We start from the raw sequence: 12,897 nt of genomic DNA, 5'->3' as shown, positions 1-12,897 counted from the left end.
GCGCCGGAGCGTGGACCACCCGCACGAGAACACACGTCCGCCCCCTGCGATGTGACATTCGCAGGGGGCGGACGTGTGTTCTCGTGCGGGTGGTCCACGCTCCGGCGCCGGCGCTCCGACACCGAGGTACGTTCGCAAAGAGAGGAAAGGAGCGCAGCAACGTGAGCACTGCCCCGGTCGAAGGGGGCGGCCGCCCCGACGACTACAGCCAGGTGGCGGATCCCGAGCGCGCCCTGAAGTACGCCATTCAGCACATCGAGGGCGATCGGGCCGAGATCGAATGGGCTGCGCCTCGGGAGCCGGCTATCTCGATCTTCCAGGATCGCCGAACTGGTACGTACCCGACATCGCTGTCGTTCCGAGAGAGGTGGCCAAGGGCAGCAAGTCCCTGCTGCCCGCCGACACCTTGCTGGTGGTCGAAGTGACGTCTGAGTCGAACGCCGAGACGGACCGAGTCGTCAAGCGCAAGCGGTACGCCCAGTACGGAGCCCCGCTCTCCCTCCTGATCGACCGCCAGGAAAGCAGCGTCACGCTCTTCTCCGCCCCCGGACAGCTCGGCTACGACAAGGTCGACGGCCCCCACCCCTTCGGCACCCCCGTCGACCTCCCCGCCCCGTTCGGCCTCACCCTGGACACCTCCGACCTCTAGCCGCGTTCCCCGGCGCCCAGCAGGCACTCCTCCAGGAACGCCAGGACCCTCAGGTGGTACGCCGGTGCGGTCAGGCCCAGGCTGATGTTGTGGCCGGCCGCGGGGAGGTGGGCGACGGTGGTGGGGGCCGCGGTCAGGCGGGAGGCCATGGCGTGCAGGGTGGCCTCGTCGAGCTGCCACCACAGCTCGTGCTCCGCGAAGGTCAGGCGGACCGGGATGCGGACATGGGGGGCCAGGGCCTCGAACTGGGCCGGCCAGTGCACGGTCTCCGCCGATTCGCGGGGCGGGGTCGGCGAGAGCAGGGCGCGGCTGGCCTGGAAGGTGCCCCGGGGGTAGAGGTTCAGCGGGCCCCAGTTGAGCTTGGTGGCGCCGCCGCCCAGGGTGGACGGGAAGTGCAGGGCCTCGGGGTGGTAGAGGTAGCCGGTGCCCGAGGTGTCCAGGCCCAGCAGCGGGACCGCGCCCTCCTGGGCGGCGGTGTGCAGGGCGACCTTGCCGCCGTCGGAGTGGCCCAGCAGGAACACGCCCGCGCCCAGCTCGTGCGTCCGGGCGTGTTCCTTCAGCGCCGCGTGCAGGGTGTCGGCCTGTTCGGCCAGGGTCAGCCCCTCCGGCAGGAGGTCCGCCGAGGCCCCGTAGCCCGGGCGGTCCACGGCGAGCACGGCGTGGCCGAGGGCGGTGGCGAGCGGGACGAAGGAGTTCCAGTACGCGGCGCGCATGCCGCGGCCGTGGACCGCCAGGACGGTGGAGCGGGCCGGACCCCCCGCGGGTTCGGCCAGCAGCCCGGACAGGGTGACCCCGCCCGCGTCCACCGTGTACGGCCGGACGCCGGCCGGGGCGCACACCGCCGGCGCCGGCGCCCCGGCCGGGGGCGGGGCCGCCGGGGCCGGTGCCTCGGCACGGGCCCGGGGCGGTGCCTCGGCACGGGCCTGCGTCAGGGCCTGCGTCAGGGGCAGGGGCAGGGGCAGGGGCACGGTGGTCAGGGTGCTCATCGCAGGGCCAGTCCCTTCCGTGCCGCGGACACCGCGTCCACCCACGCCGCCGGCGAGCCGGTCCGCAGCAGTGAGGTCCCCACCAGCAGCCCGCCGAAGCCCGCGTCCAGCAGCCCCGCCGCCGTCGCCGGCCCGTCGATCCCGCTGGCGCTGACCGGGCACGGCGTGCCCGTGGCCCGGACCGCCGGCAGCAGGTCCAGGCTGCGGCCCAGGTCCCCGGCGCCCCGCTCACGGGTCTTGATGTCCTTGTTGTTGACCGCGATCACGCACTGCGAGGCGTGCGGCACCAGCTCCAGCTCGGCCTCCGAGGTCACCTCCACGAACGGGGTCAGCCCGGCCAGCAGGCATTCCGTCACCAGCGTCCGCATGCTCGTGTCCGGCAGCAGCGCCGCCGTCAGCAGCACCGCCGAGGCCCCCAGTTCCTTGGCCCCGCGGATCTGGTCCTTGCGGGTGATGAAGTCCTTCTGCAGCAGCGGCAGGTCCGTCATCGCCGCCACGTCCCGCAGCAGCGCCGGCGAGCCGCCGAACCAGCGTCCGGTCACCACCGAGATGCACGGCGCGCCCGCGGTCTCGTACGCGGCGACGATCGCGGCCGGCGTGCGCCCGCCCAGCAGGTCGTAGCCGTGGGAGTCGCGTCGTTTCACCTCCATCACCACCGGGGTGGGCGAGGCCAGCAGGGCGTCCAGGAAGGAGACCTTCGTACGTGTGCTGCGGGTGCTGCGGGTGGTCATGACGACAGCTCCATCTCGCGGGTCCCGGTACGGGGACGGACTGCACTGCTGCGGTCGACGCCCGTGCGCCAGGCGCGGGCCAGGGCGGCGATCTCGGGGATGCCGAAGCCGCCGGTGACGCGGTCGCGGGCGGCGGTGTCCACGTCGATGCCGCGGAAACCGGGGTGGGCCACGACCTCCTCGTAGGCCGGCCGGTTGGCCGGGGAGAGGCCGCCGGCCAGCAGGAACGGCCGGGTCAGCCGGGGCAGCAGGGCGGTGACGTCGGCCTGGTCGAGGGTGCGGCCGGTGCTGCCGATCCGGCCGTCCTCGGTGGCGGTGTCCAGCAGGAACAGGTCCGTGCCGGCCCGGGCGTACGCCCCGATCAGCGGCCGTTCGACGCACCCGGCGCCGCCCGGCGCCACGTGCAGGACCTTCACGATGCCCACGGACGCCGGCAGCGCCTCGCGCAGCGCCCGGACGACCGCCGGCGGCTGGTAGGCGTGGAGCTGGATCCAGCCGGCCCCGGCGGCCCGGGCGGTGGCCACGAGCGCGCCGGGGTCGGCGAGGAAGGTGACCCAGACCGGGAGGAGTCCGGTGGAGCGGGCCGCCGCCGCGAGGGCGGCGAGCCCGTCCGGGTCCAGTTCACGGGGGCCGCCGGGTACGCCGTGCCAGAGCCCGACGCAGTCCGCCCCGGCGGCCGCCGCGGCCTCGATGTCCTGCGGGGCGGTGGCCCCGCAGACCTTCAGCAGGTTCTGGGAACTCATTTGCCGAGCCCCAGCATCGAGGCGATGCGGTTGTACTGGATCTCGTTCGTGCCGGAGTAGATCGTGCCGCCGACGGCGTTGCGCACGTCCTGCTCCAGTCCGAACTCGGCCATGTAGCCGTGCCCGCCGAAGATCTGGACGGCGGTCAGGCTCGTGGCCAGGTTGCTCTCGCTCGTGACGAGCTTGGAGATGGCGAGGTCGACGGTGACGTTCTCGCCGGCCTCCAGCTTCTCGCCCGTGTCGTAGAGCCATTTGCGGGAGGTCTCCAGCTGGATCTTCGTGTCGACGATCTTGTTGGCGATCGTCTGGTACGAACCGATCGCCTTTCCGAACGACTTGCGCGTCCTCGCGTAGTCGACACAGCGGTCCAGCCGGTGCTGCATCTCGCCCACGTTGACGATGAAGGAGAAGAGGATCTCCCGCTTCATCACGTGGTCCAGCACCATGAACCCGCCCCCGACCCGGCCGAGCACCGCCGATTTCGGTACCCGTACGTCGTCGAGGAAGAGTTCGCTCAGCGGCGAGGTCCGCAGGCCCATCTTCTTGATGGGCCGGCCGCGGGTCAGCCCCGGGGTCCTGCCGTCCACCAGGAACGCCGTCGTCCCCAGCGGTCCGCCGTCCGGGTGGGTCCGGGCGTAGACGACGATCACGTCGGCCACGGGCCCGTTGCTGACGAACACCTTGCTGCCGTTGATGACGAAGTCGTCCCCGTCCCGGACGGCCCGGGTGGTCATCGCCATCGCGTCCGACCCGCCCTCGGCCTCGGTGATCGCGTGCGCCCCGATCGCCTCGCCCGAGCAGATCAGCGGGAGCCAGCGCTCCTTCTGCTCCGCGGTGCCGAACTGCTGGAGGGGGATGCCGGTGGAGCACATGGACGTGGTGACCGAGAAGCTCAGTCCCGCGTCACGGTTGTACTCGCCGAGTCCTTCCAGCACGTACATCGTGGTGAGCAGCGACTGCCCGAGTCCTCCGTACTCCTCGTCGAAGGGCAGTGCCAGGATTCCGGTCTTCTGGACGAGCTTCCACTTGTCCTCCGGAAAGGCGGAGCGCTCGTCGAGTTCGAGGTGGTCTGCGCTGAGTGCGTCTCCCCACCGCTCCAGGCCTTCGCGCAGCTCTGCCTGGTCGGCGTTCCAACGGATCACGGTGGACCCCTTTGAGTTCGATTCGGTGATCGGGTCAATGCCTGGGTGCCGCTCGTGGGCCGGCCGGTACGCCGGTCAGTACGCGGACGACCGGGCGGCGTCGAGGTTGTGCACCTCGTCCCCGCGCAGGGCCGGCGAGAAGACGCAGACCAGGCGGAGGTCCTCGTGCGGGCTGGCGACGAGGTAGTGGGCGTCGTGCTGGTCGAGCGCGTACATGCGCCCCGGGACGATCTCGTGGGAGGTGCCGTCGAGCTCGATGACCTCGCCGGAGCCGGCGATGCAGTAGCAGGCCTCCAGGTGGTTGACGTACTCCAGGCGGGACTTGGTGCCGGCGGCGACGACGGTGTCGGTGAGGGTGTAGCCGAGGCCGTCCTCGGCCAGGAGGAAGCGGCGGCTGAGGCCGTTGCCCCACTCGACGGTCTTCACGGACTCGATGTCACGAACGATCATGGCGGTCTCCCGGTGTGAGATGGGGTGAAGGGTCGGTTGCGCTGGTCGTCCAGGCCGTTTCGGGCGGGTCAGGGCCGTACGGGCCGTACCGAGCGGACGAACGCGCGGAAGGCTTCGGTCACGTCGCGCCCCGCTTCCTGGGCCGCCTCGACGGCGGCGACGGCGGCGGAGCCGATGATCGCGGCGTCGGCGCCGCTGGCGCCGACGGCCTCCACGTGTTCCCGGGTGCTGACCCCGAAGCCGACGGCGATCGGGGCGGTGGTGTGCGCCCGGAGGGCGGTGACCGCACCGGCCAGCGCGGCGTGGCCGGCCGCCGGGGCGGTTCCGCTGCGCCCGTAGTGGGCGACGAGGTAGAGGTAGGCGGAGGCCCGTGCGGCGGCCTCGGCCTGCGTGGCGGGCGGGCTGTTGGAGTAGCAGGTGGTCACCACGGGAAGGCCGGCCTCGGCCGCCGCTCCCAGGTGCTCCTCGCGCAGCCGTGGCGGCAGCGCGTGGACGAGGAGTCCGTCCGCCCCGGCCGCGGCGATGTCGCGGGTGGCGGCGGTCAGGTCCCGGTGCCCCAGGGAGTACCTCCAGTCGGCGAGCAGGGCGATCCGGGTGTGCGTCAGGTGCGGCCGTACGTCGGCCAGGAAGCCGAGTACGTCGTCCAGGTCGGCCCCGCCCCGGTCCAGGGCCCGGCGGGCGGAGCGCCGCACGGTGGGTCCGTCGGTGACCGAGTCGGGGAACGGGACGGCCAGTTCGAGGCAGTCCACGCCCTCCTCGTCGAGCATCAGGACCAGCTCCCGCAGCACGGGCAGCGGCGGGTCCCCGGCGTTGAGGAACAGGGCCAGTCCGGGGCCGCCGTCGGCCCGGCGACCGGGGAAGAAGGGGGCGGGCGCGACCGCCCCGGCCGGGCTAGACACGGGCCACCTCCGGCCCCCGGGCGCCGGCCCCCGCGAGCGCCGGCCGGGGCGGCCGGGCCGAGGCCAGGCGGTCGGCCAGGGCCAGGGCGGCGCCGGAGCGGACGGCCTCCTCGGCCTCGGCGACCGCCGAGAGCCAGTCCCGGCGGGTGCCGGCGGCCACCGCCAGGGCGGCGGCGCCCAGGCACACCGTCCGGGTGGCCACGGCCCCGGCCGTGCCGGCGAGCACGGACCGGAAGTGCCGGACCGCCTCGTCCGCTCCGGCGGCGGGCCGCAGGTCCGCGAAGGACCCGTCGCCCGGGGTGAGTTCGCCGGGCCGCAGGACCCGGGTCAGGCCCCGGTCCCCGTGGACGGTGTTGGTGGCGAAGGGAAGCAGCTCGTCGGCGCCGGTGTCGTTGGTGACGAGCCAGATCCGCCGCCCCCGGGTCGAGCCGGCCAGCTGCCGCAAGGTGTCCAGCGGCGCCGCCGTGGACACCCCGGTGACCTGGGCGGTCACCGGCAGTTCGGCCAGGAACGGCCCGAGGGCGTTGAGGAAGCGGCCGAAGGGCTTGAGCCCGGTCGGGGCCACCGTCCGCGCCAGCCGGGTCAGCTGCGCCGGGTAGACGAACGGCCCGGCGAAGGCGATCCCGTGGGCGTCGAGGGTGTCCTCGGTCTGCGCGTAGGACGAGGTGAGCCGGACGCCGAGCCGCTCCAGCAGGTCCACCGAGCCCAGGGAGCTGGTGTAGGCGCGGGAGCCGGTCTTGACCACCTTGACCCCGGTGGCCGCGGCGACGAACGCCGAGGCGGTGGAGATGTTGAAGGTCCGGGGTCCGCCGCCGGTGCCGACGACGTTCACGGTGCCCTGCCAGACCTCGCCCGCCTCGTGCGGCGTACGGCGCTCGGCGAGCGAGTCCAGCAGGTGGCGCAGGGTGTCGTGGTCGGGGAGCCGGCTGGTCAGGGAGGCCAGCAGGGCCAGGACCTCGGCCCGGTCGAGCCGGTTGTCGCCGAGCTGGTCCCACCAGGACCGCCAGGTCCCGCGCCCGACCGGGGCCTGCTGCTGGAGCAGACCGGTGAGTGCGTCATGCACGGTCGTTCTCCGTCTCTTCCTCGTCGCGGTCGTCGGGGGTGCGGCGCCGGGGCGGTTACGCCGCGGCCCGCGCCCCGGCGATGAAGGCGTCGATGGCCTCGACGCTGCGGAAGTTGTTCGGGTCCAGGTCGGCGTCGCCCACGGCCAGCTCGAACCGGTCCTCGACCCACGCGATGAGCTTGAGCACGCCCAGGGAGTCGATGACCCCGTCGTTGAGCAGGTCGTGGTCGGCGGCGAGCTCGGCGGGGGCGGTGCCGGGCAGGAACTCGGCGATGACGAAGTTCTTGATGGTGTCGACGTTGCTCATGACGGGATTCCTTCGGTGACGGGCGCGGGCGTGGGCGCGGTGGCGGGAGCGAGGGGTTCGAGGCGGTCGAGCGCCTTGCGGTCGACCTTTCCGGTGGCCGTCTTCGGCAGCGGCGCCTCGGTGAGCGTGAGCTGGGTGGGCACGGCGGCCCGGGGCAGGTGGCGGGCGCAGTGCCCGCGCAGGGCCAGGACGGTCAGGTCCGAGCCGGGGGCCCGGCGGACGCCGGCGAGGAGCTTCCTGCCGGCGATCGGGTCGGGTACGGCGGCCACCCCGGCCTCGACGACGTCCGGATGGTCCTGCAGGACCCGTTCGATCTCGGCGGTGTTGACCGCCACCCCGCGGACCTTGACCTGGAAGTCGGTGCGTCCGGTCAGGTGCAGGGTGCCGGCGCCGTCGCGCCGGACCAGGTCGCCGGTGCGGAACCAGCGGCGGTCGTCCAGCCCCAGCGGGTGGCCGGTGAACTTCTCGGCGTGCCGGGTCCGGTCGAGGTAGCCACGGCTCTGGAACGGGGTGGAGACGAACAGTTCGCCGCTGCCGGGGCCCTCGACGAGGGTGCCGGTGTCGGGGTCGAGCAGCAGGGCCTCGACGCCGGGCAGCGGGCGCCCGATGGGCACGGGCGGGAAGCTGGTGGCGGCGGTGTCGACCTCGTGGACGAAGCTGTCGTTGGTCTCGGTGCAGCCGTAGATGTTGTGGATGCGGGCCTTGGGGAAGAGCGCGGGCAGCGCCGCGAACGTCCGGTCGGGGATGGCGTCCCCGGTGAACATCACGTGCTCGACCCCGGGGAAGGTGGCGCCGGTGCGGGTGGCGGCGTCCTGGAGCAGTCCGAAGGCCATGGGCACGGCCTGCACCACGTGGACGTCGTGCCGGGTGACCAGGTCCAGCAGGTGCCGGCCGTGGGCGGCCAGCGCCGGGTCGACCAGGACGACCCGGCCGCCGCGGGCCAGGGTGGTCCACACGTCGAGCAGGCAGAGGTCGAAGTTGAGGGGGGCGTAGTTGAGGACGGTCCGGTCGGGGCCGATCGCGAACGCCGGCCCGGCCCAGGCGGTGAACCGGTCCACGGCGTCCCGCTCCAGCGGGACGATCTTCGGCAGGCTGGTCGACCCGGAGGTGGTGAGCAGGAACGCCACCTGGGCGGCCTCGGCCGGGGGCAGCGGCTGCGCCGCCACGGCGGGGTTGGGCGCGACCCGGCCCGGTGCGCCGCCGGGGGCGAGCACGTACCGGCAGCCGGCCTGGGCGAAGAGATCGGCGAGCAGGGTGTCGGCCAGGGCCGGCGAGGGCAGCATCACCGGCCGGTGGGCCAGCAGGCAGGCCAGGACCAGCGCCACCGTGTCGGGCGACTTGTCGGCCAGGACGCCCACGGGCTCGCCGGGGGCCAGCTCCAGCCGGGCCAGCCGGTCGCGTTCCTCCCCGGCCAGTTCGTACAGCTCCCGGTAGGTGGTCTCCTCGCCGTTGAAGAGCAGGGCCACCGCGTGCGGCCGGCTGCGGACCTGGGTGAGGAACCCGCCGACCAGCCCGAGTGCGTCCTCGGGCAGGGCGTGCTGCGCGGTCATCACACACCTCCGGCGGGGGCGGCCAGCTCGATCCAGCCGGACTTCACCGCGGCGCCCTTGGGCGTCTTGCAGGTGAAGCGGACCACCCGGGCCGCGGCGTCGGGCTGGAGGCTGATCTCCAGCGGGACGTCCGGCGGGACGGGGGCCGAGAAGCGGCAGCCGAGCCCGCGGACCCGGGCGGAGTCGCCGTCGGCGAACCGGTCCACGGCCTCCTCGACGGCGAGGGCGACCACGCTCATGCCGTGGGCGATGACCGTCTCGAAGCCGGCCCCGCGGGCGGCCTCGGCGTCCAGGTGGATGGGGTTGAGGTCGCCGGAGGCGTGGGCGTAGGTGCTGATCCAGTCGGTGGTCAGCTCGTGCACCACGGTCTGCGGCTCTCCGGTGCCGGCCGGGGCGGGCGCGGCCGGGCCGCCGGCGATGTCGCCGAAGGGCTCCAGCCGGGTGGCGCCGACCAGCAGGGCGGAGATGACCAGCTCGGCGAACGGCTCGGGGCCGTCCTCGCCGATCAGCCGTACCCGCAGGGCGATCCGGGCGCCGCGCGGCTCCTTGCGGACGCCGAGGACGTCGAGGGCGACGGTGACCTGTTCGCCGGGGCGCACGGGCCGCTGGGTGCGGATGTCCTGGCCGAGGTGGACCACGGAGACCGGGCCGGGCTCGGCCGCGGTCAGTTCGGCGACGGTCCGTTCGGCGACGGTGTGCGCGAGGACGAAGGTGTGGACGGGCGAGGCCTGGCCGGGCCGGGCCGTGGTCAGGCCCCGGCGGGCGGCGCCGCGGTAGTCGGTGATCTCGGGCTCGGTGACGGTCACCGTACGGACCGGGGCGGGCAGCGTCGTCAGCGTCATACCGGCATCACCACCACGGAGGCGTTGTGGCCGCCGAACCCGAAGGAGTTCGTGAGGGCGGGGCCCGATCGCACGGCGCGCGGTGCGCCGTGGACGACGTCGATGTCCATTCCTGGCTCCAGCTGTTCGTGGTTGGCGGTGGGCGGCACCTCGCAGTGCCGCATGGCCTGCACGGTGGCGACGAGTTCGACGGCGCCGGCAGCGCCGATGAGGTGGCCGATGACGGACTTCGGCGCGGTGACCGGCGGCTGGGCGGTGCCGAACACCTTGGTCAGGGCGGCGGCCTCGGACCGGTCGTTGTACGGGGTGGAGGTGCCGTGCGCGTTGACGTGCACGATGTCCTCGGGGGCGAGCCCCGCGTCGGCGATCGCGCCGGCCATGGCGGCGGCGGCGCCGGCGCCGTCCGGCAGCGGCATGGCCAGGTGGTGGGCGTCGGCGGTGGCGGCGTACCCGGCGACCAGGCCGTAGGTGCGGGCTCCGCGGGCCCGGGCGTCGTCGAGGCGTTCCAGGACGACGAATCCGGCGCCCTCGCCCATCACGAACCCGTCGCGGTCCACGTCGAAGGGGCGCGAGGCGTGCTCGGGGTCGTCGTTGCGGAAGCTGACGGCGCTGAGGTTGCCGAAGCCGGCCAGGGTGACCGGGGTGAGGGTGTGCTCGCAGCCGCCGGCGAGGACGACGTCGGCGCGGCCGGTCTGGAGCAGCAGCAGCGCGTGCCCGACGGCGTCGGCGCCGGAGGCGCAGGTGTTGGCCACGGTCAGCGCGGGCCCGGTCCAGCCCAGCCGCATGGCGATCTGGGCGGCGGCCGCGTTGGGCATGGTCATCAGCGGCATCAGCGGGTTGACCTTGGCGGGGCCGCCGGTGGTGAAGTGGGCCGACTCCAGGTCGCTGGTGGCCCGGCCGCCGACGGCGTTGCCGACGACGATCGCGGTGCGCCCGGCCTCGGCGGCCGGCGAGCCGGCGTCCCGGTGGGCGGCGAGCGCGGCGGCGGTGCCGTAGTGGGCGAAGGGGTCCATCCGCCGGGCTTCCTTGGGCGGGACGAGACCGGCGACGGCCTCCAGGCCCCGGACCCGGCAGCCGATGCGCACCCGGTGCCGGCTGAGGTCGAGGTGGGTGAGCTCGGCCGCGGTGGAGCGGCCGGCGGACAGCGTGCGCCACAGCTCGTCCGGGGTGCACCCGCCGGGGGTGACCACGCCCATGCCGGTGATGGCGACGGGCGGCCTCGCCGAACTTCCCCTGGACGGTCCAGGCATGTCTGCTCCTCAGGTGGTGGATCCGGTGGATCCGGCGGTTCCGGCCGGCGGCGGAGGGGGTCAGATGATCCCGGTCTCGCGGGCGGCCTTGACGAAGGCGTCGGCGGCGAAGTCGATGTCGGCCTCGGTGTGCCGGGCGGTGATGGCGATCCGCAGCCGGGCCAGGTCGTTGGGCACGGCCGGGGTGACGACCGGCAGGCCGATCACGCCGTGCTTGCGGGAGATGGTGGCGAAGTCGTACGCGGCGTCGTCGGAGCCGGCGATGACCGGGACGACGGCGGTCTCGCTGTCGACGGTGGAGATGCCGGCGGCGTTGAGCAGGCCGCGGAAGCGGGCGGACTCACGCTGGATGAACTCCACCCGCCACGGCTCGCGCTGGAGGATCCGCAGGGACTCCAGTCCCGCGGCGGCCTGGGCCGGGCCGAGGGCGGCGGAGAAGAGGAAGGGCCGGGAGGCGTACTTCAGGTGGTGGATGAGCTCGGCGGGTCCGGCGACCCAGCCGCCCATGGAGGGGATGCCCTTGGAGAGGGTGCCGACCTTGACGTCGACCTTCACCTCGTAGTCGAAGTGCTCCTCGATGCCGCGGCCGGTCGCGCCGATCACACCGAGGGCGTGGGCCTCGTCGACCATCAGCAGCGCGTTGTGCGCGTCGCAGACCTTGCGCAGCTCCACCAGGGGGGCGATGTCGCCGTCCATGGAGTAGACGGAGTCGACGATGACCAGGCGGACCCCGGTGTCGGGAGTGCTCGCCAGGCGGCGCTCCAGGTGGGCGACGTCGTTGTGGCGGAAGCGGACGACGCTCGCGCCGGAGAGCTTGCAGCCGTCGACGATGCTGGCGTGGTCGTACTTGTCGATGAAGACGGTGTCGCCGGGGCCGACGAGCCCGCCGATGACGCCGGTGTTGACGGCGTAGCCGGAGCCGAAGACCAGGGCCTGCTCGCGGCCGGCGAACTTGGCGACCTCGGCCTCCAGCTCCTCGTGCAGCGGGGTGCTGCCGGCCAGGGCGCGCACGCCGTGGTTGCCGGTGCCGTAGCGGTCGACGGCGGCCTTGGCGGCGGAGACGACCCGCTCGTCACCGGCGAGGCCGAGGTAGCTGTACCCGGACATCATCAGCAGGCGCTGGCCGTCCTGGTCGGTGTAGGCCGAGTCGCGTTCGGCGGTGTACGCCACGAAGCTGTTCTTGCGGGCCGGCTCGTACTCCAGCTGGGCGACCCGGTTGCGGAAGTAGGCGAGCTTCGGCTCCAGGCGGGCCCAGGCAGCGGATGTGTTCACGAGCTTCTCCTCATCGACTCATCGACCAGACGCGTCCGGCGGACCCGGAACTCCATCGGTGCCCCGCCGTGTTTCCGGCCGGGCTCTAGTGGAATTCCATTAAGGCTCGGGGGGCGCAATAGCGGCGCAAGAGGAAGCCCGGTGCGGGGCAAGGGTGTTGATGGATTCCGGCTCGAATGGGGGGTGGCGGCGCCGGCCGGGCGTTGACATGCAAAGAAGGAGCGCCGGTATCTTCGAAACCGCACGAACTAGGGGGACACGGCCGGAAGCCGACCGTTTTCGGATGGTGCATAGTGCTGATCAGACTCGTAGGTCTTGTCACGATCGAGCCGGACGGAGCTCCGCCGCAGCACCTCTCCAGCGCCCAGGCACAGGTGGCGTTCGCCCGTCTGCTCCTCGAACGGGCCACGGGTACGGACCGCGACCAGCTGGCCGAAACCGTGTGGCCCGAGGGGCTGCCGGACACCTGGGCCTCGGCGCTGCGCAGTGTGGTGAGCCGGGTACGGACCTTCGTGACGACCCCGCAGGACCAGCCCGGGGTGACCCCGCTGGTCGCGCAGGGCGGCCGGTACGTGCTGCGGCTGCCGCAGGACGTGGCGGTGGACGTGGAGTGCGCCGAGACCGCGGTCGCGGAGGCGGCCGAGGCGTACGCGGAGCGCGCGTACGCGGTGGCGCAGCAGCTCGCGGCCGGCGCGGTGTCGAACCTGCGCGGCTCGTTCCTGCCCTCGCACGAGGGCGAGTGGGTGACGGCGATGCGCGAGCAGCTGGAGGAGCTGCGGCTGAAGGCGCTGGAGACGGCGAGCCTGTCCTCGTCGGCGCTGGGCGACGAGCACCATGCGCTGCGCTACGCGGAGGAGGCGGTGCGGCGGGCCCCGTTCCGGGAGAGCGCGTACCGCTGCCGGATGGCCGCCCACACCCGGGCCGGCAACCGGGCGGAGGCGCTGCGCAGCTACCAGCAGCTGCGCGAGGTGCTGGCCGAGGAGCTGGGCATCGACCCGGCCCCGGAGACCGAG

13 protein-coding genes and 1 pseudogene are annotated in these 12,897 nt (G+C 73.6%); 2 read left to right on the top strand and 12 right to left on the bottom strand.

Annotation, left to right across the window (positions count from 1 at the left end):
* The first annotated feature begins 161 nt into the window (after positions 1–161).
* A pseudogene (locus tag EF918_RS04015) lies at positions 162–649 on the top strand (Uma2 family endonuclease).
* Here the strand turns inward: EF918_RS04015 and EF918_RS04010 are convergent.
* The 12 genes from EF918_RS04010 to EF918_RS03955 all read right to left on the bottom strand — a co-directional run bounded on the left by EF918_RS04010 (position 646) and on the right by EF918_RS03955 (position 11,884).
* A complete protein-coding gene (locus tag EF918_RS04010; RefSeq protein ID WP_125640718.1) occupies positions 646–1,635 on the bottom strand; it encodes an alpha/beta hydrolase in 990 nt (329 codons plus the stop codon). The pseudogene EF918_RS04015 and the gene EF918_RS04010 overlap by 4 nt on opposite strands.
* Complete coding sequence (locus EF918_RS04005) at positions 1,632–2,366, bottom strand: indole-3-glycerol-phosphate synthase (RefSeq protein ID WP_125640715.1); 735 nt, start codon at positions 2,364–2,366, stop codon at positions 1,632–1,634. Before EF918_RS04005 ends, EF918_RS04010 begins: the two co-directional genes overlap by 4 nt.
* Positions 2,363–3,109 carry an N-(5'-phosphoribosyl)anthranilate isomerase gene (locus tag EF918_RS04000; RefSeq protein ID WP_125640712.1) on the bottom strand — a complete coding sequence of 249 codons (747 nt, stop codon included), beginning with the start codon at positions 3,107–3,109 and terminating at the stop codon, positions 2,363–2,365. Before EF918_RS04000 ends, EF918_RS04005 begins: the two co-directional genes overlap by 4 nt.
* Entirely contained in the window at positions 3,106–4,251 is a 1,146-nt protein-coding gene (locus EF918_RS03995) for an acyl-CoA dehydrogenase family protein (RefSeq protein ID WP_125640709.1), read from the bottom strand. Before EF918_RS03995 ends, EF918_RS04000 begins: the two co-directional genes overlap by 4 nt.
* Before the next feature lie 75 nt (positions 4,252–4,326).
* Positions 4,327–4,701, bottom strand: coding sequence for an ectoine synthase (locus tag EF918_RS03990; RefSeq protein WP_125640706.1), 375 nt, complete (start codon positions 4,699–4,701; stop codon positions 4,327–4,329).
* Positions 4,702–4,769: 68 nt separating this feature from the next.
* Positions 4,770–5,600, bottom strand: a complete 831-nt coding sequence (gene trpA / locus EF918_RS03985) for a tryptophan synthase subunit alpha (protein WP_125640703.1) — start codon at positions 5,598–5,600, stop codon at positions 4,770–4,772.
* Positions 5,593–6,663 (bottom strand): anthranilate phosphoribosyltransferase, encoded by a 1,071-nt coding sequence (locus EF918_RS03980; RefSeq protein ID WP_125640700.1) that lies wholly within the window; start codon positions 6,661–6,663, stop codon positions 5,593–5,595. Before EF918_RS03980 ends, trpA begins: the two co-directional genes overlap by 8 nt.
* 55 nt (positions 6,664–6,718) lie before the next feature.
* A complete protein-coding gene (locus EF918_RS03975) occupies positions 6,719–6,970 on the bottom strand; it encodes an acyl carrier protein (RefSeq protein ID WP_125640697.1) in 252 nt (83 codons plus the stop codon).
* The gene (locus EF918_RS03970; protein WP_125640694.1) at positions 6,967–8,520 is read right to left on the bottom strand and encodes an AMP-binding protein; all 1,554 of its coding nucleotides are present in this window, start codon (positions 8,518–8,520) and stop codon (positions 6,967–6,969) included. Before EF918_RS03970 ends, EF918_RS03975 begins: the two co-directional genes overlap by 4 nt.
* Positions 8,520–9,362 carry a MaoC/PaaZ C-terminal domain-containing protein gene (locus tag EF918_RS03965; protein ID WP_125640691.1) on the bottom strand — a complete coding sequence of 281 codons (843 nt, stop codon included), beginning with the start codon at positions 9,360–9,362 and terminating at the stop codon, positions 8,520–8,522. Before EF918_RS03965 ends, EF918_RS03970 begins: the two co-directional genes overlap by 1 nt.
* Complete coding sequence (locus EF918_RS03960; RefSeq protein WP_125640688.1) at positions 9,359–10,612, bottom strand: beta-ketoacyl synthase; 1,254 nt, start codon at positions 10,610–10,612, stop codon at positions 9,359–9,361. Before EF918_RS03960 ends, EF918_RS03965 begins: the two co-directional genes overlap by 4 nt.
* Before the next feature lie 60 nt (positions 10,613–10,672).
* A complete protein-coding gene (locus EF918_RS03955; RefSeq protein WP_125640685.1) occupies positions 10,673–11,884 on the bottom strand; it encodes an aminotransferase class I/II-fold pyridoxal phosphate-dependent enzyme in 1,212 nt (403 codons plus the stop codon).
* Between the two features lie 293 nt (positions 11,885–12,177).
* On the opposite strand from EF918_RS03955, the gene EF918_RS03950 reads away from it, so the two are divergent.
* Positions 12,178–12,897: BTAD domain-containing putative transcriptional regulator (locus EF918_RS03950; RefSeq protein ID WP_125640682.1), on the top strand; the 720-nt coding region annotated here is incomplete at its 3' end.

Origin of the sequence: Streptomyces sp. WAC06614 (assembly GCF_003949795.1) — a bacterium.
In the GTDB taxonomy this organism is placed as follows: Bacteria; Actinomycetota; Actinomycetes; order Streptomycetales; family Streptomycetaceae; genus Streptomyces.
Note: the sequence above shows the minus strand (reverse complement) of the source record. Positions and strands in the feature narration are given on the sequence as shown.

What these genes read in the sequence shown, in the direction of transcription:
- EF918_RS03970 (WP_125640694.1), bottom strand. Translation starts at nt 8,520, where the DNA reads ATGACCGCGCAGCACGCCCTGCCCGAGGACGCACTCGGGCTGGTCGGC.
- EF918_RS03960 (WP_125640688.1), bottom strand. Translation starts at nt 10,612, where the DNA reads ATGCCTGGACCGTCCAGGGGAAGTTCGGCGAGGCCGCCCGTCGCCATC.
- EF918_RS03975 (WP_125640697.1), bottom strand. Translation starts at nt 6,970, where the DNA reads ATGAGCAACGTCGACACCATCAAGAACTTCGTCATCGCCGAGTTCCTG.
- EF918_RS04010 (WP_125640718.1), bottom strand. Translation starts at nt 1,635, where the DNA reads ATGAGCACCCTGACCACCGTGCCCCTGCCCCTGCCCCTGCCCCTGACG.
- EF918_RS04005 (WP_125640715.1), bottom strand. Translation starts at nt 2,366, where the DNA reads ATGACCACCCGCAGCACCCGCAGCACACGTACGAAGGTCTCCTTCCTG.
- EF918_RS03990 (WP_125640706.1), bottom strand. Translation starts at nt 4,701, where the DNA reads ATGATCGTTCGTGACATCGAGTCCGTGAAGACCGTCGAGTGGGGCAAC.
- EF918_RS04000 (WP_125640712.1), bottom strand. Translation starts at nt 3,109, where the DNA reads ATGAGTTCCCAGAACCTGCTGAAGGTCTGCGGGGCCACCGCCCCGCAG.
- EF918_RS03965 (WP_125640691.1), bottom strand. Translation starts at nt 9,362, where the DNA reads ATGACGCTGACGACGCTGCCCGCCCCGGTCCGTACGGTGACCGTCACC.